A 25,358-nucleotide genomic window follows, 5' to 3' on the forward strand; every position below is an offset into this window, starting at 1 on the left:
ACGATGTAGCTGAACACTTCGGTCGGGTCGAATGGTGCTTGCTCGTTGTAGTCGACGCTCGGTCGGTATTCACCGCCGGTGAATGCACCCATGGCGTCAAAGCTGAACTTGATCACACCGGTCGCCAGCATGATCTCCACGTCGTTGTTGTTGTCTTTATCAACCGTAACCGAGGCACCCGAGGCGTCGACCACGGTGAACTCGACGACGCGAAGACTTTGCTCTTCTTCGTCGTACTCGACTCCACCGGTTGAGTTGTCGTAGTCGATGTCGTCGGTGAAATCGCTGGCTTCTGCAAGGTCCGTCGTTTTTGCAGGATCGCCTAAGAAATCGGCTGGGGTCAGAGGAAGCACCGCAACGTTTAGGGTCGGATCACCCGTTCCGGCGGCAAACTCTTCCACTTCGGTGACTTCGAGCGATCGGTCGAAGGTGACCGGTGCATCGTTGACCGGGGTGATGTTCACCGTCAAGGTTCGCGTCACGCTGCGGAAGTCGTCTTGCATCGCCCCCGCGATGTAGCTCTGGCCGTTGTCGGTGGCGGTGATTTCAAACACGGCCCACCCGAACACATCTGGATTCGGCATCAGGGTCAACACGCCGTACTCGTCCAGAACCGGATCGCTGGCGAACATTCCTGCCGGCGCCGAGGTAGCCAGAGCCGAGTAGGTGAACGTCAGGTTCTGGGTCGCCGCGTGACCGGCGCCGTCACCGCGTTCGTCCAGTGCCGTACTACGGCTAACGAAGATGGCTTCGGGCAACCCATGCACACCCGGGTCGTTGCTGGCGATGACGCCGCCACCGTAGATGTCATAGTAGACCGGAGCGTTGTCCGCGTTGACGTCTTCGGCGAACGTCACCGTGTGGAACTGGGGGAACTCGGGCGCGTCGTTGACCGCGCGGATCGTCAGAGAAACCGTTGCCGGTCCGCTTCTCTCGGTTCCGTGACCACTGGTTGTGCCTGGTTCACCTACGGATCCAGCCCCGTGGACGGTGACTTCACCGAAGTCTTCCACGAAGTAAGTGAACTCATCCTGCATATCGAACGGAGTTTGATCGTTGTAATCCTTATTCGGGACGTAAATGATTTCGGTGAATTCGCCCGTTCCCGACGCGTTGGAGAACCTCAGCCTCATCGTACCATTCGCCGTGGACAGTATTCGGAATACGTCGCCGCTGGAATAGTCCAACGTTGCGGCATCAAAGCTCGGAGTTGGGTTGCCGGGCAAACCGATTCCGAAGACTCGCACCGAAGTCTCGTGTTCATTGAACAAACCTTCGCCAGACAGTGTGTCGCCTCGCTGCGAGAAGGATGCTTCCAGGGCCGAGTCGCTTTGTCCATCACGAAGCAACATTGCGGACGTGATCGTAAGAACTCCCTTTCCATCATCAGTAGGGTCTGGGATTGCGTTAGCGGCACCGGTGCTATTAGCGAACTCTTCGTATTCATCCAGTTCAAAATCGCGGTCGATCGCCAGCGGAGCGTCGTTGACGGGTTTGAGCAACACGGTGACGGTTGCTTGATGCGTCAGTGGAGCAGCGGTCGGCGTACCGTCCAACGCTTGGTCGACACCTTGGTCCGTGATCGTATAGACGAACGTATCAATGCCATACTTATGCGGAGAGGTCGTCGGATCGTAAACCACGTTGCCGTCGCCGTTGATCGAAAGAGTCGCGCCTAACGCACTCGTGGCATCGACGGCCGTGACGCTCAGTCCGGCGTCGTTGGTGTTGTCTAACTCGTCATTGGCTCCTGCCCGCGATTCGACATCGTTGAGCAGCAGATAGTCCGATGGGATCGTCAATAACACATCTTCGGTCGGAACCGGAGCGGTTTGAGCAGGTGACAAACCAGCAAAGAAATCGTTCCAATCGGAATTGTTTTCACTAATCACGTCGTCTGCAGCAACAGGGGCATCGTTCGTCGGACGAACATTGATCAACGCCGTGACTTTGCGACTCAGTGGTGTGCCGCTCACTTCGACATCATCACTTCCGTCGGCAATATCCAGCGGATTGATGACCTTCCCGTTGTCTTGAATCGTGAACAGGAACGTGTCTTGGAACGGAGCGGTGCCGCCCAATACGTCGTTATCCACGTTTAGGTCTTGATTGCCCGTGTAGGTGAGGGACGTCAAAAATCCGGCGGTAAAGACAACACTGATTTCACCACGTGGAGTGGAATAGGTTCCCGATGTCGTGATCAGGGTTCCTGGGACGACTTCGATCGACGTGATCTCAATTTCGTCCACATCTTCTTGAGCGGACTCATCCCAAGGTGCCGATGCACCCGCGGCGGGATACATCGGATCGATGTCTCCCTTGACGTCCAAGATGCCATCTTCGCCAACGAGCAATTGATTCTTGGTGAACGTGCGAGAAACTTCTTCGATTGCATTGAGGACTTGTTGGTCGCCCTGGAGCACGGGCTCGTCATTGACTGGTGTCACGTTGATGGTGACGGTCGCAATCCCGGAGACTCCTGTCGGATACGCCGGTGCTGTATCGATCGCGGTCTGCTGAGACGCCAAGCGATAAGTGAACGTGTCGTAGCCGGCAAAGTCGGCCAGCGGGATGTAGATAAAGTGGCCCGTCGCCTGGTCAAACGTGAACGATGCTGCGTTACTAGGCATATCCACAACGAGCGCGGTGGTCGGTGTGAAGTTGTTCGGGTCGATCGTGTCGTTGTCTTTCACGCTGGGCAACGCGGCCACAGCGGTGTCCAAGTTTCCGTCCTCGGCAACCTCGTACAACGGAGTCGTGTCGTTGTCATCGTTAGGAATTGGAAGTGCGACAGGGAGAACGTCGATTTGATAATCCTCGACCTCGCCTCCAACGGCGAGCCCGGTGGGCGAGAGGTTGCCTTCGGGCGAGATGCGGAATCGTGCCCACGTCGTTCCCGCCACCGCGGTTGTGGGAGTGAACACGGTCAGCGTGTTAGGGCCAGCGACGACTGGCTGGTTCGTGAAAATCTGCTCGTTGGCGTCGAAGACTTTGTTGTTGTTGAAGTCGATCCAAGCATCCAGCAATCCATCGGCGCTGGCTGTGACAACGACTTGTGCTCCCGTTGGATCCAACGGATTGAGGAATCCGAGCACGTCCGAGTTGTCGGTTGTCGCCGCTTGACTTCCCGCTTGCATGAACACCTTGCGAGTGGTGCCATCATTGAAGTCGCCGATTCCAACGCCATCTTCGTCGGCAGAGTCGGTCGCCTCGTCGGTCACACCTGCTGCGGGGGCATCAGCTTCGCCATCAACGATCGTGCCCAAGTGGAGCGATCCATCGTTGATCATCGCGTGCCTGGCTCCGTCATTGATCAGCAGCGTGCCGTACGTATCGGCCAAACCGCTGTTAGACGCGTCGCCGAAATCGATTTCGATTTCAGGCAAAATGATCGTGAACATGGTGGTGCCATCGGTGCGGTTGGACCGCAGAGGGTTCCCTGCCAAGTCTTCAATTTGGCTGTTGTCGAGTGAGATTTCGTAAACACTGTTCAGCGTCCAGAGCGTCGACAGCGGCGTCAAACGCAGCTCGCCGGTGGACGGATTGAATGCCAGTAAAAAATCTTTCTCGGCCGTCAGCACACGATTGTTTTGGCGAATCGTCACGGTGTTTTCGTTGACCGTGGCCGGATTCACGCCGGTTCCTTCGAACGGCGAATCTGGGTTCTCCCCATCTGAAAGAAGAATGGAGAAGGCGCCCACAATCGTTTCATCGAGGTGAACGAAGGTCTCCGTGGGGTCTTTGTCTTCATTGTCGATATCGTTATCGACCGGATCCAGCAGCACCGCGTATGGCTGCGTCGAATCGGAGAAGTCGAGCGCACCGATGTCAATGTCGGTGTTCGGTCCGGCCCCGTCCCCACCGACACCGCCGCTGACTCGCAACTGTCCGAGGGCATCGAGAGTGGGGGCGAAGAACGGCGATTCGGGGATACCCAAAATGCTCTTGAAAGCCGCATAAGTACCGCGGTCGTTGAGTACGTTCTGGGAATTGTTGATTGTCCCGGCGCCGACGGCGGGATAGTAGTTTCCGTTGGCGGCATCCTCGAAGAGTGGATTGTTATCCGAACGCGGGTCGGTTCCCCGCGGTCCACCTGCATTTTGGAAGAAGTTGTTGTCGATGATCGTGCCGACACCGCCGTTGACGATCCCCGTCGTCAGATTCGCAAACACATTGTTGAGCAGCGTCGGGCTGGCGTTGTTGTTGATGTTGACGCCAATACCGCTGTTGTCTCCAACAAAGGTGTTGTTGATGATCCGTCCAATCGGCACGGGACGCTGCGGATTGGTGTTGCTTTCTCCGGAATAGTTAATCCCGCTGCTGCCCGCAATGATATTGTTTTGAATCACGATGCCAGGCACTAAACGTGAACTATCAATATCAGCAAAGTTCTGCGTCGGTCCAGGATAGGAAACCCCTTCACCGGCGTCAGCGGCGTCTGGGTTGTCTGTTGGATCCGCATCTCCCGCAACAGTGCCCGGTTGGACATTGATGCCGAGCACACGTGAATCCGAGAGGATGTTGCTTTCGAGAATTAAGATCCCTTGGGCACGATCGCGGTTACGGTCGGCGTCGAGCCCCGAAGCCTCGGCGGTCGACTCCAAAATGTGTCGCAGGTTGGTGTCGTAAACTTGACTGATTTCGATCGTCCCATCGGTGCCTGCTGCGAACTCACCAGTGCGTCGGATTTCGAGCTGGTACTTACCTGAGAGTTGATTGGTCAGCGAGGCGGAGTCACGGTTAACGTTGGCGCGGCCACCGACGATATTTTCCAGATTGACAAACGCATTGGTCGGCGTACCCGGCGCGTTGGTGACCATTTCGCCACGTTCGGCATAGCCGACAATAATATCGTCGATGAAGAGGCCGAGATGATTGTTGTCAAAGCCGCCGACAGAATCATCGACGTCACCGTTGTCACCGAATTCGTCGCCGGGCAAGCCGGTCTCAATCGACGTTCCGGATGTGCTGAATTCAAACCGCAGTTTGATATCCGCCGCGCCGGCGAACGGCGACAAATCGATGCGTGCTTGATGCCACTGGAGTTCAGCGGGATTTTCATCAAACAGTTCTTGCACGATCTGTTTGCTTTCGGGCTGTGGCGCGGTTGAATTTCGACCGGCATCGGCAACATGTGAAAGGAACGACGGCAACTCTGCCTGAGTAGTCGCCGCAGTGGAGTCTGGATCGCTCAGCGCCGAATTGTTGGTCGCGAGCAGTTGCCAGGTAACGCCCCCGTCCGCCGACGCATACACCCGAGCGCTATCGCGGAAATAGTTTTCGGCGGTGACCTGTGCGACGTTTCGACCATCGGCAGCTTCGGTTTCGAGCAGATAATTGAAATACAGTGTTGGCCGGTCGTAATACTGCGAACCGGTCAATGAGAACGAATTGGTGACCAGAGAACCTGCTGCACCTCCGGCAAGATCATAGGTGTTGCGGATCGCAGTGTTACTGCTGAGATCTTGATGCTGCAATCCGTTCAATCCGTACTGGGCGTTGTTGGTCACATCGGCAGGAGTGATGTAGCTACTCGACGTAGCATTCGGGTTTTGCACCCACTGCTCCAGACCGAAGTAAAAACTCGCACCCCCGACGCCCTCGCTGCTCGTTCGCCCGCCAGTGATTCCATCGGTAATGGTGACCGCTACCTGGGTCGGGTCGCGACTGCCGTCGGAGGTCGAATTAATCCCGTGTCCGGCGTTACCGGAACGCAAGGTTGTCGGGTGCCAAAGATTGAAGTCGAGTGGCGAAAACGCCAGTCCGACGGGAGACGAATCGGCTCCCTGCGATGACACGACATCCCCGGTGATTTGGACACTGGAGTCGTCGGCCAGGCCATCGTTCGCTGTCCCAACGCTTGCGGCACCCGCCATCGTGCCGTTGAGCATCAACGAGTTGTCAACTACCAGGTCGTCCGGGTCCGTTCCGGCATAAGCACCTGTGAAGTGGATCGTGACGCCGTTCGTATCGAGTCCACCACTCAGACGAACATCGCCCGTTCCAATACTCGGCAACGCGACCAACGCGTCACGTACACTCAGTACCCCATCGACATCTGTCGTGACCATCGCTGGTGCGTTAAGCGCGCTCGAGTCGACCGTGAGCTGCGCGATATCGAGGCTGCCGACTTCGTTCATGAACTCGACGGTCACCCCGGTATCCAAGCTTCCGTTTGCGGCGACGTTTGTTAAGCCACCGACATAGCTCAAATTTGCCAATTCCGTGCGAATCTGGTTGGCTGTGGCACCGGCCGGCAGTGGGTCGGTCGTTTGGATCACAACAACACTCGCTCCCACGCCTGCGGCGGCAATTGCGGTGCCATTGATCCCGCGATCCACCGTTAAAACGTTCGCCACGACATCGGTGACTCGCATGTCCTCGTCTCCGATGCGGATTTCGAACGGAGTGCCCGTCGGCAATGGCGTCACATCGTCAACATGGATGACGTTCGTTGTGGGGAGGTCATCAAATGGCAGCGCGACCGTGGTCGTGATCACCTCACTCACGGTTGCGGTGTCCGCATGCGCGTCCGCTGATGTGCCGTTGTGCCCGCGAGTCACTGAAAACGTGTTAACAGACCGTCCGGTGACCAGCATCTGTTCGTTGTCGACTTGGATCACAAATGGTGTTGCGGCAGGGAAATCGGAAATGCCATCGAGTGTCGGGACACCTTGAATTACAATGGTGTCGGCGTCTCCGGCAGTCGCCGCGGCGACGTCCGCTTGCAGGCTGCTGACCGCGTGGCGTGCCCTTTCAACGCTCAGGGTGAAAGTTCCTGTCGTTGCGTTGGTCTGGATTGTTTGCTGTTCGTTCAAACTGTCTTCGGTGGGCGCATCCGCCGCGATCGGAACGGTCGTTTGACGGCTATTGGAATTGAGGAGGCCATCGTCGAAAGTCAATGTAAATGCGCCGTCGGTCGGGGTACCCGGCGTGGTAATCGAAACCAACTGAGAAGCGTCCCCGGAGTCGAAGACGTTGACAAAGCTGCCTGTGTTATCGAACGCGTAGATCTGGCTGTCCGCTGTGCTCGCGTAGAGCGTGTTTTTGTATGCGCCACCGTCGACATTCTGGGGTCCCAGCGCGAGTCCGGTGAAACTGACACCCTCGACAACGCGGAGTACGGTCGCCTGTCCAGAAGTACGGCTGATGCTCAAAAACTCTCCGGCGGACGTCACCCCGTAAAGATTCCCCGAGCCATCAAAGTTGGACATCGATAGGCCGGTCACGTATCCCTGAAGCACTTCATCAGCGTCACCATTTCCGCCGGAGAGGGTAGTCGCGACTGGGTGATTGAGGGCCACGGTGTTGCCTGCACCATCGCCACCGCTGCCGTCGTCGTAGATCAACGCGATCATTCTGGGACTGACCGTTCCAGAATTATTGATCGCGTCAACGATGTCTTGTGCCGTCGCGGTAACCGCTAGTGGATTGCCGCCTCGCGCGAGTCGGACCGTTACCTCGCCGGTGCCATTGTTATAAGACGCGATGGTGTTTTGTCCGGCGCTACCTTCGGTGAAATTCACCGTGATGTTCCCAGCCTCACCCGGGATATTCGAACGCAGCAAGATGCGTGTTGTCACCCGTGGGTCGGCATTGTTGGACACGTTGAAAAAATCACTGGCAAACGTCACGCCTGAAGGTTGGAGATCACCGACGATCCCTGTCCTTCCAACGAGGCCTGCCGGCGCACCGGGGGCGGCATCACCGTTGGCATCACCTCGATAGAGACGCGAGGAGTTCGTTCCCTGACGCACCGCGTAGTAGGTCTCGTAGTTCGGAACGGGAGCGGCTCCGCCGGAGTCGCCTACACGTCGGAACGTCACCGCGTCGGGGTTATTGGAATTGACGACTTCATCAGCCCGTTCGGGGCGGTGATCCCCAGTTCCGGTGTGAGTATCAGGGACGTCCGAGATATTGCTGAAACCCTCGGTGCCTGGGATGTTGTCAAACTGAGTACTAATGATGCTCCCGTCGCTTGGGTCGAGTTCCACCAACGCACCGACTTTATCGTTCTCCTCAGGACTCGTTGTGAATCGACGATAGCCGTAGAAGACGCCGTCGCCGCGGATGACAATGTCTTGAATGTCATTACCGTCGCCAACGAGATTGGCGGCGTTGGGAGTAAGGTCTCGCACAACGGGACCTCCGGTCGCCGGATTGACGATGTACAGATTGTCGCCCGCTGCGGGAACGGCAATGTCCGTTGCCCAGAACAGTGCGACGTCTTCCAATTTGAAAGCGGTAACGTGCTCGTCCAAGGCTGCCGAAGTGCCGATGTCCAATAACGGTCCTGCCGTCGTCGGAACAATGGGTGTTGTACCGGAGGTGTAGCCGGTAAACCCGATGTGGTCCTCGACAACACGTTGCACCGAATTGATCGGTTCCAAACGGGTCAAGATGCCCGCGTTGCCGGTTCCATCGAGTCCATCCAACGCAAACTGTGAGGCGACCACGGTTGGCGTGATCTGATTGCTCATCACGGCGACGTAGTAGGATTTCCCCGCGGTCAAGTGAACGGGGCCGATTGACGGATCATCGGTGCCGAGCGAACCGCGATAGAGGTCGTCGAGGCTCTGACCATCTCCACCCACCTCAGGCTGATCGTCCTCGATGTTCGATTCCCGCCCGATGAAAATCAGTGTGTTGTTTTCGTCGAAAACAGCAATGGAGGTGTCGCCACGTTTCTTGTCGGCATAGTCGAGATCAAAGACAACCGCGATGGTCCCGACATCGGTCGTAACGCCAGGAATGACCTGTGTTCCGGGGTGCTTGACGTCAAATCGAAACACATCGACATCGGTGGCCGATGAGAGTGAGCCGGCGATTGACAAAGTGGCGGTATCGCTTTCCAGCAGATTGATGAGTTCCTGGGCGCTGGCCACGGTAACGCTGTTGCCAGCGTCGCCTACTTCGGCGGCGTCTCCGATCAGCGGGCTGTGTCTGGGCAAGCCTCGCACGTCAAACGCTGTCGATGCATAACGGATGTCGGCGTAACGAACCGTTGAACCGGGGAATTCGTCGACCTGCTGCAGTCGAATCTGCAGTTGGTATTCACCTTTAGTTACCTGCGCACCGGCCGACTTGACTCGGACGTAGTATTTCCCGGTCGACGGCAGTGTCCGTGACATGCCCGGGTCATTATTGCTGAGCGAATAAAAATCTCCGCCGAGCAATGGTTCTTGTGTCAGCGTGTGGGTCACTCCGGCAGGGATCGGGTCGTCCAACGTCTGGATGACTTGGCCTGCTGCGGTGCCGTCGTCGAGAACCAGTTCCATGACGAGATCGAGCGACGGATCGGTTCGATCGATATCGATCCAAACCTGAGTTCCTGCCGTCCCCAGGAAACTATACGCATCCACGTCTTTGGAATTGTTGGGGCTGATGTACCCGTGTACTTCAAAGCCGAGTCGGCGGTTCTCGTCACCGCTCTTCATGTCGGGAGCAAGCACCCCGAGTGGCTGAGCTTTGGTGATCGGGGTGGAGTTGGCTTCGACGCTACCGGACAGCGGCGATTCGGCTTCGCGGATGATCGCGACGTTGCGGTCATTGCTCCATTCATCAAACAGGAATCCACGCCACTGGTCGCCACCTTCGACCCCGTCGGGATCGTTGTCAGTGTCAAAGTTGACGCGGCCTTCGGGTGTGAAGCCGGCGCCGACGGTATCGTCAGCAAGGTGAGTGATCACGACCGGGTAACCGGGCAGACCGATCACTTGAACGGTGCCACCGATACGGTCGATGATGTCTAACGGGGTTCCCGTTGCGGTGAAGCCTGAGTTGTTTCCATCGACCTTGACGACAAGGCTTTCAGAAACGCTGCTTTGCAATCGCAAGCCGCTGTAAGTGTGGTGGTTACCGACGATGATTTCACCACTGAGCACGTGAACGATATCGGAATCATCCCAGATGCTTTCCGTCGTGAGTTCTTGTCCACGTACCTTCATTCCGTTGATGGTGTTATTGTCGGTTTCGTTGAGCCGCACCAAAGGCCCGCGGTTATCATCGAACTGCGAGTAACGGTCGGCTGCACCGATGCTACGGCCGGGGTCGACTTGTGATCCAAACTTGAGGGCGTTGGCATTGATGTTGATCGCCGGCCCCACATTGTTGACAATTTGGTTGCCGATCAAGATTGGCTGCGCACCGCGAACATAGATCGCGGCTTCTTCATTGAGACCACGGCCGAAACGGTTGGTCGATGCGTCACCGCTGGCGTTGTCGGTAATGAGGCTATTGGCAAGCCGCACATTGGCTTGATGGATTTCGATCGCGTTGAACGAGTCCGAGCCCCCCCCGGCGGACGCATCGGTCGGGACGACGCCACCGCCATATGCGATCACGGCATAATCAATGCTGCCCGTGGTTGCTTCACTAAAAAAGAGTCCACCCCAATCCCCGGGGGCTGCGGTTCCGACACCGCTGTTGGTGTCGAACACGCCACTGCCGCCATAGCGTGAATCATTCAGCGACGTGAAGATGATCGGGCTGTCTTGGGTTCCTTCAGCAATCAACGTTGCCGCGCCACGTTCGGCTTCAATGCGTGCTTCACTGAGCTTGATGACCGTGCCTGGGTCGATGATCAATCGCCCCGAGGCTCTGGCTTGCAGAATTCCGCCAGTAATGATCGGTCCGCCGGGGTTGCCCACGATGATCAGTGACTCGGTCAGGATGTGGGTGATATCCGTATCATCAAATCGACCCGATACGGTCATGCGTTGCACCGAACTACCTAATGCGGTAGGGATCCCGACAAACAGGCCGTTGTTGGTATTGCCGTCGAGATAGTTGCCAACGATATCGGGACCGATCCGACCGCCAGCGTCGTCGAAGCTATCGGGTGTTGCCGCGACGGCCGCTTTGGCTGCGTCGGTGATTGTGTTGAAACTGATCGTCGGACGCGCGTCAATGATGTCGATCGGCGAGAACACTTGAGTGTCGGTCGGGTTGCCTTTGCCGCCACCGTGGCGGATGTCGGCATGATTGATCGTATTGAGGAAGACTCCTATATCTTCCAAGTCAGAATCTTCTCGCATGACGATCCCACCGAAATCGCCACCCCTGGCTCCAGGACCGATGCCGTCGGAGTTCCCACCGACCGAGTCGTCATGATAGGAACGTAGATAGACCGGTAGCTCGGGTGTCCCCAATACCTGGATCGCTCCACCGCTACGGCCAATACCGATCGACGACGTCCCGACATCGATGTTGGCGGCGCGCATTTTGAGCAAAGCCCCCGCTTCGATTCGGACGGTTGTGTCAGCGGGGACATTCAATGTCGCTCCGTCTGCGAGCGGACTCCCGTTCGGTTTGTAACCGATCAGATACGGTGTGGTTGCCGCGAGTGCCGATGCCGAGTTCGTCTCGAGGCTACCGACAACCCGTACGACCGATCGACCGACCGCTGCCTGAGCGGCTAACAGCGCCGAAGCAATCGTCGTGTGGGAGGCAACGATGGTACCTCCGACGTCAACATTGGCTGCGAGCTTATCGACGTAGAACGTGTTGGCTGCATCCGCGGTATCGAACCAGAACGAGTGCACGCCTCCGGGGATGCCGTCTCCGTCGCCATCAATCGCGGTACCATCAGCGTCGGTGAGTTGCTCTCCGGCAGTCGGTGTGGCGTTGAACGATAGTTGAACCTCGTACTTTCCGTCTGTGGTTCCACCAAATCCCGAATCAGCGATGGCCGGATCGTAGTCTTCATTGCCAGCACTGCTGACGCCAAAGAAGTATTCACCTGCTTCGAGTTCCATCTCGATAAACGAATCACTGCCGTAGTATCGGTCATTCTGCGCGATGACTTGGGAGGTGCCGTCAGCGTTCTTTCGGAACAACCGCAGGACCGTATTGAGTAAACTCGGGTTCTCGCCATGTTCCGCCTGCGTCAGTCGCTCAGCAGTTGTTTCGATCTGCACCGTCCCAGCCGTGTTGAGTTGAAAACGATACAAATCGATATCGTTCGCATAGGCAGGGATCACCCGCTGAAAGTGAACGAGGTCACCGTCTCCAGGCTGAGTCGTCGAATTGCCGGGGTCGGACTGAACACCTTCCCCTTGAACCGTCGCTGTATCGTAAGAGTGAAAGACGTCTAACGCGTGCCCGATTTCATGAAACATGACGTCAGAGAAACCACCGCCGAAGATAGCGGGTGACGCGAACCCTTCGTCTTTGTCAAGAACGACGAGGTTACCACCGCCCAAACCAGCGATCCCGCCTGGCCCCGAGGTCGCACTTGAGGTCGAAGCCTGAAGGTCACCTTTGCCAATGACAAGTCCACCGGACTCCACCTCGATGAATTCGACACCGAGCTGCTGAGCATAAATCTCCAGAATGCCTCGGGTGATTTCCTTTTCCGAGGGGGTGATGAAGTTCGTGTAAACGATCCCCGCGTCATTGGCAGGGAAATTGGCTTGGAATGAGTAGGGTCTTACCGAGACGTTCCCTGGGGTAACGGGATCGACGCCCACGTTTTCGTCAAAGTAGTGACTCTCTAGTTGAATCTGACGGTGTCCCGGTTCGTCCAAACCACCCGGCTGGGCAGGCAAAGCCACGGCGCCGGTTGGGGAAATTTCCGAAGCATGAACGATCGCGGTGTCGGAGCCGATTAGGCCAAAATTGCCCGCCACGCCTCCGCCGGCGTAGTCACCAAACCATGTCCCGATCTCGGCGGCACCAAAACCGGAACCCGTCGCCGCCACAGCACCGGGCAGCGCCTGTGTCGAACCGACATCAAGCCGGTAGGTGGCAGTCGAGAAAGAGGTAGCGAAATTGAGTTGCACCCGGTTCTCGTCGGGGAAGTACTCAACCGTGTCAGGGTTCGTCGCTGCGGTCGGCGACCCCGCCGTGTCGACCAAGCGATAAAACTCTTTGGTCTCAGCGACCGACTCGAGGATCTCTTGATCGTCGAAGTACACATCGATTCGCTTATCCTGAACGACCAGATTCCCGCCGACACGCTCGATCGGTTGTGGGATGACCGCGATGACTTGCAAACCGCGGTCGAGGCGGAACGTGGTGATCGAATCCTGACCGCTGTTGAACGCATCGCCCGCAGTGTCTTGGAGAGGCGCGGCCCCGCTGCCGATGATTTCGATTCGGTAGAAGTCGTCGGGGAAAGCAACCGATGGATCCGTTGCGTTGTGGGCCGCCGTGCTGGCCGGACGCAGCATAATGCGATTGAGGTTCTCAGGATCGGTATCGTCGGGGTCGACAAACCCGACGTAGCCGACCGAGACCTGCACGTCATCGCCGTTGCCAAATACCCCGTCGCCACCGGAACGGACCAGCCGAATGGTATCGGTACTGATCGAATTCTCATCGATGCTCGCGTCGCCGTTAAACAGCAGGCTGAATTCCCGCGGCGGCGAATTCAGAACGGTGTTTTCGCTCAAGAGGGCCCCGGCGTCGGGACGAATGGCGAGCAGGTCGGCAGCGAGGAGTTCCCGCTTTTCTAAAGTTTCATGGTTGAGCCGACGTTTGAATCTGTTCTGGTTTGCAACCGATCGCTTGGTTTTAGAGGCGTCCGTGCGGGAAAAATCGGGGCGAAGAGTGCCTGAACGACGTGACATGATCAACTCAAAACGGGAGGATAAGTGAACGCAATATCACCGTCTTTTGGCTGTCATCGATGAAAAACTCTGCAAAAGACGACGCATTTGTATAGCGTTGGACGTTACTTTCGGGGGGGTGGGTGCCATAAGAAAGCTTATAGAGCGAATATTCCCTCCAAAGCGCATAAGGATAATTGGCGAAAAATCCCTTCGTGCCCGACATCTTGAGAAAATCCACTGAAAACTTTGTTGAGTTGCGTAATCTCCCACCCAAGCTTCACAATGGGGTAAATGCGAAGGAAAGGGGTTGTGCTTAGAGGAGGGGGCGGTTTTAACCCTCGGGAAGGCCTGGGGGACTCGATCGCAGTGGCAAACGAAATAGAATCTTGCCACCCCCGATCGACGGGCCTGTCTGATTTTGCCGCTGACTGTCATCTTGCTCGATGCGGTCGGAACTTACTTGCGATTCCGGTGTTCCATTGCACAATAGGGAGCGTGTTGCGAACGCCACCTTTTTCGTGTTTGCCGCCCCCCTCCGTTTGCTACCTTCCTCAAACTATTCCTCCCCACCCAACTCCTTCACGAACTATGTCTCGCCGCCAAACAATCAATCTTTCTGCTCGTCGTCGCTTGTCTGGTTCCCCCGGGGCCTCGCGGAGGTCGGTCCGTCGCAGTGGTTTTACCCTGCTCGAACTTTTGCTCGTGCTTGCGATTTTGGTCGTGATCGGCGGGATCGTCGGAACTAACATTCTCGGTGCGAAGTCGGATGCGGATATCAACGCGACCCAGGCACAGCTCAATTCGCTCAAGAGCAATGTCGTTTACTACAAATTGAAAACCAACTCGCTGCCTGAAGCCCTCGAGCAACTCCGCGACGGACCGAGCGACGCGGCCAAGAAGGCTCAGTGGGTCGACTCGATCATCGAAAGTGTGCCCGTCGACGCGTGGGGCAACGAATTCGATTTCAGCACGAAGGGCAACCAGTTTGAAATCCGCAGCGCCGGTCTCGACGGCCAGATGAATACCGAAGACGACATCGTCGTTGAAGGACGATAGGCGTCGCGTGACGGGTAAATCCAAATGACATCTGGACATTCGCGAGGTGGGCGGAGACCTGCACCCGGGTTCACTCTGCTCGAATTGCTCCTGGCGATGTCCATCTTTGCGGCGGCCGCGGCGTTGGTGATTCCGATCGCCGCGGGCCTTCTCGGCGATCGTGAGTTGGTGCGTGCGGGCGATCAACTCCGTGGTGAGCTGACCCGATTGCGGGTTCACGCGATACGCGAAGGGCGGGTGATGATGCTGCAATCCAATTCTGATTCGGGCGAGTTACACGTCGTGCCGATGTATTCGGCGGGCGACGCCAACATGAGTACCGACTCGACGGGCACGATGTCGTCTTTGTTGAGTGGTGCCGATCAAGTGATGGGTACGGTCGCGCCGACGGGTGACCTTACCGAAGAGGGCTGGACGATCGAATTACCCGAGGGCGTTGTCGTTCGCGGCGTGGTGACCTCGCCGGTTGGCGGGGCATCGGCGATCGAAGCTGCCGATCTGAATTCGACCGCCATGGCGTCCCCCAGTGCAACGGGTGGTAATACTGTGGGCGGGACAATGTCACCCGTCTATTTCTACCCGACCGGACAGACCAGTAACGCGATCATCACGTTGGGAAACCAGGACGATGGGATCGGTGACGACGCCGGATCGCTGGCCAACGCGGTCCGCGTGCAAATCCGTGGGCTGACCGGTGACGTGACGTTGAGGGCGAACCCATGAAGTGTCCGCTAGCTCCGCTCCGATCTCGCCGCCATGCCGATCGCCATCGTCTGCATTGCAATCCTCGTAGCCCGCGTCGCCGCGGTTTTTCGCTGTTGGAAATGCTCTTGGCCCTCGCTCTGCTCGGCGGTTCGCTCGGAATTTTGGCCCAAGTAGCGATGACCGGGACCGATGCGGCTCGCGAGGCGGAGCATTTGGCGCAGGCAAGATTGATCGCACAGAGTCGACTCGCGGAGTTGTTGGCGAGTAGCCAGACGCAGAGTCCGACAGCAGTCCCGCCGACACCTACCGAACCGATGGATTCGGCGTCGACCACGCCGTTTGAATACCAAGTTGACGTGGCCGCCGCGCCGATGGACGGAATGCTCGCACTGCGAATCACGGTCCGGGCGATAGACGAAAACGGGGGGCCGGCGTTGGCTACTTATTCGCTCACCCGATGGATGATTGACCCGATGCTCGGGCTTGCCGAGTTGGCGGCCGAGGAAGCCGCCGCGGCGGAAGAAGCTGCCGCCGAATAGCGTTTCGTTTGTCCCGCCACACGGCAACGAAACTCGGTCGCTCATGACACTCAGAACGAGACACTCGCACCCACATCAACGGCGAATTGATCTTCGCCAACCGCTAGTATTCCACTGCCGCTAGTATCCCAAACGATGCCACACAACCACTCACGCCCGCGTTCGTCTTTCGGCTTCACTCTTCTTGAGATGTTGTTGACGCTATCGCTGTGCGTGGTGTTGATGATCTTGGTCAGCGAAGCGATGACGTTTTATGTCCGCGAGATGGCGACTGCGGAAACCATGTTTCGGCAATCGCAAGTCGCTTCCGCGGTGTTACAGATGATCGAAGACGATCTCCGCATGACTTTGACGACCAAACCGGTCGACACGACGCCGTTGGCGGATGTGTTGGCCTCGGCCTCGGCGCCTCTGGCCGATTTGGGTCTCACCAGTAGCTTCGGGGGCGAGGAGTCCGGCGATGACGATTTACCGGAAGACCCCGAAGCGTCGGGTAGCACGGACCTCGCCAGCGATACTTCCGAAGAAGAAGCGGTGGGTACGGAGATGCTCGACGTCAGTCTTGGCGGCACGGTGTTGCAGTCGCCCGGGTTGATCGGCAATTCGTTGCAATTGCAAGTCGACGTCAGTCGGTTGCCTCGGTTGGAACAGTCGGTGATCGATCCCACGCTCGCGGTGTCGGGTGGGAATTTGTTGGACCGTCCCAGCGATATCAAGACGATCAGTTATTTCGTGCAGGCGGAGGGCTCGGGGACGAGCCTTGACGCGTTGGAAGAGTTGGCTGCGGCGAGTGGTATTCCGGCCAGTGGCGCGAGTGGCGGCGGCCTCGTTCGCCGGGAGCTCGATCGTGCGATCAACACGTACGCTTCCACGACCGGCGGCGTTTCTCGGTTGAACTCGGTCGGTGAATTGATCAGCCCCGAGGTCACGGCGATCGAGTTTGAGTATTACGACGGCATTAATTGGCTGACGTATTACAGCAGCGATGAGATGGGATACCTGCCCCTGGCGGTTCGCGTGACGTTGCAAATCGGCGGCGACGAGTTGGATCCTGAGGCGATGCGGACGTTCACCCACGTCATCTTTCTGCCGATGAGCCATCCCGAAGATGCGGACACTGAGGAAGACGAGCTGTCGGCGACGACTTTTTAATCGCGGGTGACCAGGGTGCTATGCTGAAAGCAAACGCTGGGACTTCTCATCTCGGCGGTATCAGTCCATCATAGGGAAGCATCCGCGGGAGACGTGTCGTTTTCGACTCTCCGGCGGCACTCCCCAAGCAATCCCCGTGTCACATCCCCATTTTGCCATGTCGTCCATCGAGTTGAACACCATTCCCGAAGCCGTTGAGGCAATCGCTCGTGGCGAGGTTATCATCGTCATTGACGCCGAAGACCGGGAGAACGAGGGCGACTTCATCTGTGCGGCCGAGAAAGCAACCGTCGAGACGATTAATTTCATTCTCGGCGGGCGGGGCCAATTGTGTGCCCCGATCCTGCCCGACTTATGCAAAAAGCTGGAACTCAGTCCGGTTGTGGCGACGAACAACGCACCCTTGCAGACCGCGTTCTTAACTCCGATCGATATCGCGACGGCGCGGACCGGAATCACCGCGGCTGAACGCAGCGAGACGATCCGCAGGTTAACGCACGACGATGTCAAGGTTGAGGATTTTGTCCGGCCGGGACACGTTTATCCATTGCTGGCGAAAGAGGGCGGCGTGCTGCGTCGGGCCGGACACACCGAGGCGGCAGTCGATTTGGCCCGCATGGCGGGACTCAAACCGGCCGGGGTTTTGTGTGAGATTCTGAACGAGTCGGGAGACCGCGCTTCGCGTGACGATTTGTCGCGTTTGGCGAAAGAACACGACCTTAAAATCATCAGCATTGAACACCTGATCGCTCACCGCCGCGTCAGTGAGAAGCTGATCAAGCGAGCGGCAACGTCCACACTGCCGACTCACTACGGCGACTTCGAAATCATCGTCTATTCGGTCGACTACGAAGAACAGGAACCGATCGCGTTGGTGTTTGGTGATTTGACGGCGCCCGGACCGGCGCCGTTGGTGCGGATGCACAGCAGTTGTTTTACCGGCGATCTCGTTGCCTCGCTGCGTTGCGATTGCGGCGATCAATTGCACATGGCCCTTGATATGATCAGTCACGAGGGACGGGGCGTGTTGGTGTATCTGCCTCAAGAAGGTCGGGGCATCGGGCTGGCACAAAAAATCCGAGCGTACGCGCTGCAGGACAACGGGCTCGATACCGTCGAGGCCAACCATGCACTTGGTTTCAAAGCCGATATGCGTGACTACGGTATCGGGCTTCAGATCCTCAAGGATTTGGGTTTGAATGAAGTCCGTTTGTTGACCAACAACCCCAAGAAGACCAAAGCGTTCAATCTGCGTGGGTTTGATTTGAAGGTTGTCGATCAAGTGCCGATCGTGCCGACGGTGAACAAACACAATCAGCGCTATCTCGAAACCAAACGCGAAAAGATGGGCCACCAATTGCCACCGCTTTCGTGAGCAGCAGGTTTACCATTTCGCTGCACCGTGTCGCGACCGTCGGCTATGTCAGGTCCGATGTCGATCGTGACGCAGCGGCGAACTCGCCGGTCGGCGACCATCTGGATTGGTTTTTCGAAGTCACGCCCCATCCAGGGTCGCTTTTGACGACGTTTGCGTCCCCGCCCGCGTGCGATGGTGCACCGGTCATCCACGCAGTGAGATTAGTGGATCACCGTGTCCGTTATCTCGACCATGACGGCGAACTTTCGGGGAATCGTGGCTGCGTGCAGCGGCTGGTTACTGGCCGGTGCCACTTGGTTTCCGACAATGAGTCGCGATTCGTCTTTCGTCCGGTCTCGTTTGAGTTCCTGCACGCAATGAGCGTGGAGTCAGCCGAGGACAATTTGGACCCGATACGAGAGCGGTTGCGGCGAGTCTTGGCGCCACTCGACGAGATCGAGATACGAACCTAAGCGTTCGTTTACGGATTCGACGCGTCGACCAGTTCGAGTTTGGCAAACGCGAGCCGAAAGGTCTGTTCGCTCTCGTTATCGGAGAAGCGGATTTTGGCGGTGCGTTTGGGACCGCGTCCGGTCAGTTCGGTAATCGTCCCTTCGCCGTACTCGGGATGACGCACCGTGCTGCCTTCGCGATACGCACCCAGCGGCACGCGGTCGGACGAGAGCATTTCGCTTGCGGTCGTTAACGCCGACGCCAGCGCGGCCGAGTTTCGCTTCGGCTTTGGCTTCGCTGCCGGTTCATCCAGGTAGACTTCCGGAATCACCGAGGCGGCGTCGGAGGTCGTTTTGGGGAGTCGGTCGACCGTGGACGGCGGTGTCTTTGGGCCGCCGATCGAGGACGTGTTCGTAACGGCGGTTTCGGACGAGTACTCCTGTTCAGCTTCCTCTTCGGGAGCGGGTTCCTGAACCAGATCCCACGATTCAGGGTAGTCGTCGTCAACGGATTCATCAAAGAAATCGCGATCCGCGTGCGACTCGATCACATTCATGTCCGCTCGCGGCAATTCGCTCAAAAACATGCTCGGGATGGCAACTCGAATGTCACCACGCATGCTGCGTCGTTTGGCGTAGCTCAATTGCAGCCACTGTTTTGCTCGCGTGATTCCGACGAACAATAACCGACGTTCTTCTTCGAGTTGTTGGTCGTCTTGCTTGCTGCGGTAATGTGGCAACAGGTCATCTTCGACCGCGATCAAGAACACGCGAGGAAACTCGAGTCCCTTGGCGGCGTGCAGCGTCATCAGTGTCACGCGGTTGTTGCTGTCCTCGAATTTATCGGTGTCGGAGACCAACGCGACCTGTTCCAAAAACGCCTCAAGTGAACCGTCTTCGGGATTCATGCGATCGAATTCGACCGCGGCGGAAAGAAACTCGTCGACGTTTTCGATCGGATTGGAGTCCTCTTTTTCGACCGTGGTGCGTTCGAGAAACGCAATGTATTTGGTTTCTTCGACAAGGTAGCGAACGAGTTCTTCAAGCGACGCGGTCGCTTTCTTTCGCAGTCGATCGTAGAGCGACACGAAACTGCGCACCATCGTTTTGGAACGTTTGGAAAGCGTGTCGATTTCGTCGGCCCGCCGGGCCGCTTCGAGCATCGGGATCCGCTCCGCGTCAGCGAACGATTGCAGTCGACCGAGGGTGGTCGCGCCGATGCTGCGGGTGGGCGTGTTGATGACCCGTTGTAACGCGACGTCGTGCGACGGGTTGTTGATCAGGTGCAGATACGCGAGCAGGTCTTTGACCTCTTTACGTTGATAGAACTCAACGCCGTTGACGATCTGGTAGGGCAATCCGCGATTGCGAAGTGCATGTTCGAGTGAGCGGGTTAACGCGTTCATGCGACAGAAGATCGCGAAGTCGCGAGGTTCGGCGTTGCCCGTGATCATCTGGGCGGCGATCTCGTCGGCGATCGCGTCGGCTTCTTCGTAACCGTCCTGATATTGCCGGAGGATCACGTTTTCGCCATCGGGGTTCTCGGTGTAGAGTTCCTTGGCTTTGCGACGACGGTTGTGCCGGATCAATTGGTCGGCGACAGCGAGGATGTTGGGCGTGCTGCGGTAGTTTTGCTCCAATCGGACCGTTTTGACGTTGGGATAGTCTTTCTCGAAATCAAGAATGTTGTTCAGGTCGGCGCCACGCCAACCGTAAATCGATTGGTCCGGGTCCCCTGTGACGGCGAGGTTGGGGTGATCGACGGACATCGCGCGGACGATCGCGTACTGCGCCAGGTTCGTGTCCTGGTATTCGTCGACCATGATGTATTTCAGCTTCGCATCGAGTTCCCCGCGGACCTCGGGGTTTTCACGTAGCAAACGTGCGAAGTGATACAACAGATCATCGAAATCCACCGCATTGGCGAGGAGCAGTTGTTCTTGATAGACCGGGTAAACGCGAGCGGCGACGGTGTCGCTGGCCCGACCGGACTGTTGTTGCATGCTCTCGGGAGTGATCAGGCGGTTTTTCGCCTTGGAAATCGCCGAGGCGATTTGTTCGGGGGTCGCGTGGCTAGTCGAGACCCCTGCGGCCTGGATCGCCCGCTTCATCGCCGAGCGCGAATCGGACATGTCGTAAATGGAGTAATTCTCGGCCAAGCCCACAAAGGATGCGTATCGGCGAAGCTGTTGGGCACAGAATCGGTGAAACGTGCCCATCCACACGGGCTGGTTGGGCGCGAGCAGGTTCACTCGCATCCGCATCTCATCGGCGGCTTTGTTGGTGAACGTCAAGGCCGCGATCTGCCAGGGACGCACCCCCTGGTTGAGCATGTAGGCGATCCGGTGGGTGACCACGCGGGTCTTACCACTACCTGGGCCGGCGATGATGAGCAGCGGTCCGTCGACGTGCGTGACCGCATCAGCCTGGGCCGGGGTCAGGTTTTGAGTGATTGCATCCATGCGGCCCAGGATACCCGACCTAGCCAGGAATGGGCAACTTGCAAAAACGGCGTGTTTTGATGCGGTTGCCCGGTGGCCGAATTCCAAATGCCTCACCCACAACCGGGGCGATGGCACATTGTTCGGGGCCCGGTTTCGATGCTGTCGGGGAGGGTTCGGAATGAGCGTCGAAGGCGGAGCGGTGGGGTGACACGGTTCGAGCTTCGGGAATGTGATGTTTGAGTGTTTTTGTCAGGTTCAGGCGGGTCCCTGTCAGGAATCCCAGCCCGCCTTGGAGAATTCTGAGCGTCTTTGTCGCACTTAGCCAAACTTCTGTGGCGATTCGCTTGCGTGGGATCGAATAGAACGTACGTTTTAACGTCGCCCCGAGTCGTACGTATCGCGACGCCTTGCGGTGATAAAGAAGGATGTCTGTCCCCTTGAAGGGCGGCGCGGTGTGTCGCGTCGGCCCGAGTTGCCGGCACCGTGGCAACCAACTGAGCGACGATCTGGTCACGTTCTGCGTTGCCCCAGCGGAATGACCAACAAAAACCCCGGTTCTTGAAACAAGAACCGGGGTTTTTTTAATTGATTCGCCAGTGCACCGCGGTGATTAAGGAACCAGCAGCGCCGTGCCAGTGACCGCGGCGGCTTGATACCAAGCACCCTTCACGCTGAGCGGTACCGGTGGGATGATCCACGGGGCACAGTTACCCGGTCGATAGTAACCCAATGCGTACTGGCATTCGTGTGGCGAGTGGACACCCATCTTGTATGGCAACACGGCGATGTTCAAGAAGAAGTGTGCCGAGGAGATGATCGGTTGGGCTAGCGGGCCGGCGGTGTGTCCGTATCGTTCCAAGTTGACTTCTTCGAAATACAGCGGTTTGTGACAGAGGTTTGATGCGGTGTAAGTCATCGTGGTCGGCGTCCACTGACGTGGCGTGTATGCGACCTGTTCGATCAAGCACTCGGTGGGCAATCCCCAGTTCTGCGAGATGTAGGCGAGGTCCGGTTCGCTGAGTCGGTTCAGTGGGATTTCCTCACGGGTGCCACGGTCGGTAACGATGACCGCTTTTTCGTAAGCGAGATCGTCGAGTCGTCCGGTGCCGAGCGAACGCCCTTCGATGCTTCTCCACGTCCGTGATTTTTGCTTGGTGTCAAATTTGCCTTTGAGTTTTTCAAACTCGTCGTAGTCGATCACGTCGGGACGAAACGGTGGGCTTGGGTCGAGCGAGACTTGATCGATCGTTGCCGCACGGATTCGTTTGCGAAAATCTTCGCACGACAGTCCCGTGCCGCTATTGGTCGGGCCATCCTGTTCGGGTGCGAATAATGGCGACGCGAAATCGCGATCGTCACGGCCTCCGTCGTCATAGCGATCCATTTCGCGTTCGTCGTTGCTGCGACCAAACGGGTTGGGCGCGAACGTGTCGCGATCCGATGGCGAGTCTTCGAATTCATCCTGCATGTCGCTCGGATCGATCGGTTGCAGAGATTTCGAAGGTGGTTCGGGGAGTTCTTCGGGTTCGTTTTGCAGCATGTCCCGAATGGAAGGATCGTTCGGCGAAGGTTGTTGCGACGGCGATGGGTCAGCCGATGGGCCGCCTTCAAATAAACGTTCGAGGTCGTTGGAAGGTCCTCCGAAGTTTGGCTCCGGTGTAGCCGGTGGTGCCATCTGTTGCGGCTGGCTCGGTGCCGGTAACTCTTGAAAGTTGTTCGGTTCAGGGACGCGGAACGACGGTCCGGGGTGGATCATTTCCGTGTCCGATGGTGGTGTCGCGGTGCTGTCTCGGAATGCATTACCAGGCAACGAAAATCCGCCGGAGGCTGATTCAGATTGTTGCATCCAAGCGACGCGTTGGAGGTCGGCGGATGGTTGTTGACGCAGCTGATTCGGTTGAACTTCGGCCATGGCCCCGCGAGATTCCACGCGGGCATGATCGGCGGCGGTCGCGACGATGCGAGCCGTGTGCGATTGCGTAGCGGGTTGTTCAAACGCGGCATCGCTGATTTCGCGGGCTTGTTCGGCGGCGATCTGAGGGCTGGTCCGCCACTGCAGGTTCCATCCAGGTCGCTGGGCCGGAGTGCTGGCGGAAGCCGCGTTGTTGATCGTGCTCGGATACATTGCCGAGGATCGCACTTTGGGCACCGGGCGGAGGCCGGGATTGCCGTTCCAGCCTGAGGTGCCGGAATGCGAATATTGAGAAGCCTGGTTTGTGGCGGCGAGATCTCGTTGCGAGTAGCTGCCGGGGTATTGTGCTGACACAGGCGAGAAGGCGCTGCCGCCGAGCCACAGTCCGCAAACGGCGATGGCGATCGCCGCGCGGGATGTTCGCGGGCGGTGCCGCGAAACGAGCGAGCTAGTTTGTGTCGCCCGAATGGACGTCCGGGCTGTAGTTGGGCGCTTCTTGGGTGATCGCAATGTCATGCGGGTGGTTCTCCCTCACCGTGGCTGCCGAAACGCGAATGAATTTCGCGTCGCGACGTAGTTCTTCGATCGTCCGTGTACCGATGTAACCCATGCCGGCCCGTAGTCCACCAACGAGTTGGTAGGCATAGTCCGACAGCGGTCCTTTGAACGGCACGCGCCCTTCGACGCCCTCGGGGACAAGTTTGCCCGCTTCGGTGTTTTTCTGGCGGTACCGGTCACTGCTTCCCTTCACCATCGCACCCATCGATCCCATCCCCCGGTACGCTTTGAACGTTCGACCTTGGTAGAGGATCATCTTGCCGGGGCTCTCGGCGAGACCGGCAAATAGGCTGCCAATCATGACCGTGCTCGCCCCGGCGGCGAGTGCTTTCGTGATGTCACCGCTGAAGCGAATGCCGCCGTCCGCGATGACAGGAATGTTTTGTTTATGAGCGACTTGCACGGCATTTAAAATCGCCGTCACCTGCGGCACTCCGATGCCACTGATCACGCGTGTCGTACAAATCGACCCGGGTCCGATGCCGACCTTCACCGCGTCAGCTCCCGCAGCGATTAAATCCGCTGCCCCCTGAGCCGTCGCGACGTTCCCCGCCACAACATCGATGTCCCATGCTTTGTTCGTTTTGATTTCTCTGACGGTGTCGATCACGTTTTTGCTGTGCCCGTGAGCGGAATCGACCACCAGTAGGTCGACGCCCTGAGCGATCAGTCGTTCGGCGCGTTCGAAATCTCCCACGCCGATCGCGGCTCCGACACGCAGTCGGCCCAGCGGATCTTTGCATGCCCGCGGGAACCGCTTCATCATGTCGATGTCGCGAATCGTGATTAACCCCGTCAGTTTTCTTTCTTCGTCAATCAGGAGAAGTTTCTCTACCCTTTTTTCCGTTAAAATCTTCTCAGCTTGCGCAAGACTCACATTTCCCACAGCCGTAACCAAATTATTTTTAGTCATGACTTCGGAAACGGGCAGGTTTGGGTCCTCGAGGAACCGCAAATCTCGCCGCGTGAGGATGCCGACGAGGGTGCGATCCGCCGTCACAATGGGGATACCGGAGACATTGGCCCGGTCCATCAGCTCGGCCGCTTTGCCGACCTGTTCCTCCGGCGAGAGGGTGACGGGGTCGACGATGATCCCGTTGGCGGACCGTTTGACCTTGAGAACTTCCTCGGTTTGCTGCCGCACCGAGAGGTTTTTGTGGACGATGCCCAAACCGCCTTCTTTGGCCAACGCGATCGCCATTTCCGCTTCGGTCACGGTGTCCATCGGCGAGGAAATCAGCGGGATTTGCAGCCGAATTCGTTGCGTCAGTTGGCTGCTGACATCGACTTCGCTGGGCACGACCTCACTGTAGGCGGGGAGCAGCAGGACGTCGTCAAAGGTGATGCCGAGGTCGCCGATTTTGTCGTGAAACATGGATGGGGTGCCGTTTCCGAGGGAGGGTGTGTCGGGAAGGCGAGAGATTATGACGCGAAATCGAAGTCTGTTGTAGGGCGGGATGCGAAGATGACGAAGAAAGGGGAAGAAGCGCTTGGAAGCGAGCAACTAGCGGTTCGCTACTAGCAATTAGCGGGGTGGAGAAGGCCGGCTTTTCCGCACCCGTTTCGTTTCCGAATTGTCTTCGAATCGAGAGCACGCGCGTCGTGCCACCTGTTTCTACGTACCTACAGC

11 protein-coding genes are annotated in these 25,358 nt (G+C 57.6%); 6 read left to right on the plus strand and 5 right to left on the minus strand.

Annotated elements, in window-relative coordinates; translation table 11 throughout:
- On the minus strand, nucleotides 1-13,571 hold a 13,571-nt coding region (locus NB063_RS13565; RefSeq protein ID WP_250929273.1), incomplete at its 3' end, for a GEVED domain-containing protein.
- Nucleotides 13,572-14,141: 570 nt separating this feature from the next.
- Between NB063_RS13565 and NB063_RS13570 the strand changes: the two genes are divergently transcribed.
- The 6 genes from NB063_RS13570 to NB063_RS13595 all read left to right on the plus strand — a co-directional run bounded on the left by NB063_RS13570 (nucleotide 14,142) and on the right by NB063_RS13595 (nucleotide 18,835).
- Nucleotides 14,142-14,609, plus strand: a complete 468-nt coding sequence (locus NB063_RS13570) for a type II secretion system protein GspG (RefSeq protein ID WP_250929274.1) — start codon at nucleotides 14,142-14,144, stop codon at nucleotides 14,607-14,609.
- A gap of 24 nt (nucleotides 14,610-14,633) precedes the next feature.
- Nucleotides 14,634-15,332: a pilus assembly FimT family protein gene (locus tag NB063_RS13575; protein ID WP_250929275.1), complete on the plus strand. Its 699-nt coding sequence runs from the start codon at nucleotides 14,634-14,636 to the stop codon at nucleotides 15,330-15,332.
- On the plus strand, nucleotides 15,329-15,853 hold the full coding sequence (locus NB063_RS13580) for a prepilin-type N-terminal cleavage/methylation domain-containing protein (RefSeq protein ID WP_250929276.1): 525 nt from the start codon (nucleotides 15,329-15,331) through the stop codon (nucleotides 15,851-15,853). The genes NB063_RS13575 and NB063_RS13580 overlap by 4 nt, the downstream gene beginning before the upstream one ends.
- A 135-nt stretch (nucleotides 15,854-15,988) precedes the next feature.
- A complete protein-coding gene (locus NB063_RS13585; protein WP_250929277.1) occupies nucleotides 15,989-17,005 on the plus strand; it encodes a type II secretion system protein GspJ in 1,017 nt (338 codons plus the stop codon).
- A gap of 157 nt (nucleotides 17,006-17,162) precedes the next feature.
- A complete protein-coding gene (gene ribA, locus NB063_RS13590; protein ID WP_250929278.1) occupies nucleotides 17,163-18,380 on the plus strand; it encodes a GTP cyclohydrolase II in 1,218 nt (405 codons plus the stop codon).
- Nucleotides 18,377-18,835, plus strand: a complete 459-nt coding sequence (locus NB063_RS13595; protein ID WP_250929279.1) for a hypothetical protein — start codon at nucleotides 18,377-18,379, stop codon at nucleotides 18,833-18,835. Before ribA ends, NB063_RS13595 begins: the two co-directional genes overlap by 4 nt.
- Before the next feature lie 8 nt (nucleotides 18,836-18,843).
- On the opposite strand, the gene NB063_RS13600 is transcribed toward NB063_RS13595, so the two are convergent.
- The 4 genes from NB063_RS13600 to guaB form a co-directional block, all read right to left on the minus strand.
- A complete protein-coding gene (locus NB063_RS13600) occupies nucleotides 18,844-21,276 on the minus strand; it encodes an ATP-dependent helicase (RefSeq protein ID WP_250929280.1) in 2,433 nt (810 codons plus the stop codon).
- Nucleotides 21,277-21,295: 19 nt separating this feature from the next.
- Nucleotides 21,296-21,772: a hypothetical protein gene (locus NB063_RS13605; protein ID WP_250929281.1), complete on the minus strand. Its 477-nt coding sequence runs from the start codon at nucleotides 21,770-21,772 to the stop codon at nucleotides 21,296-21,298.
- A gap of 96 nt (nucleotides 21,773-21,868) precedes the next feature.
- On the minus strand, nucleotides 21,869-23,524 hold the full coding sequence (locus NB063_RS13610) for a hypothetical protein (protein WP_250929282.1): 1,656 nt from the start codon (nucleotides 23,522-23,524) through the stop codon (nucleotides 21,869-21,871).
- 94 nt (nucleotides 23,525-23,618) lie between these two features.
- A complete protein-coding gene (guaB, locus tag NB063_RS13615; RefSeq protein WP_250929283.1) occupies nucleotides 23,619-25,103 on the minus strand; it encodes an IMP dehydrogenase in 1,485 nt (494 codons plus the stop codon).
- Nucleotides 25,104-25,358 lie beyond the last annotated feature (255 nt).

The sequence above is a fragment of the Aporhodopirellula aestuarii genome (genome assembly GCF_023701485.1).
GTDB classification, from domain to species: Bacteria; Planctomycetota; Planctomycetia; order Pirellulales; family Pirellulaceae; genus Rhodopirellula; species Rhodopirellula aestuarii.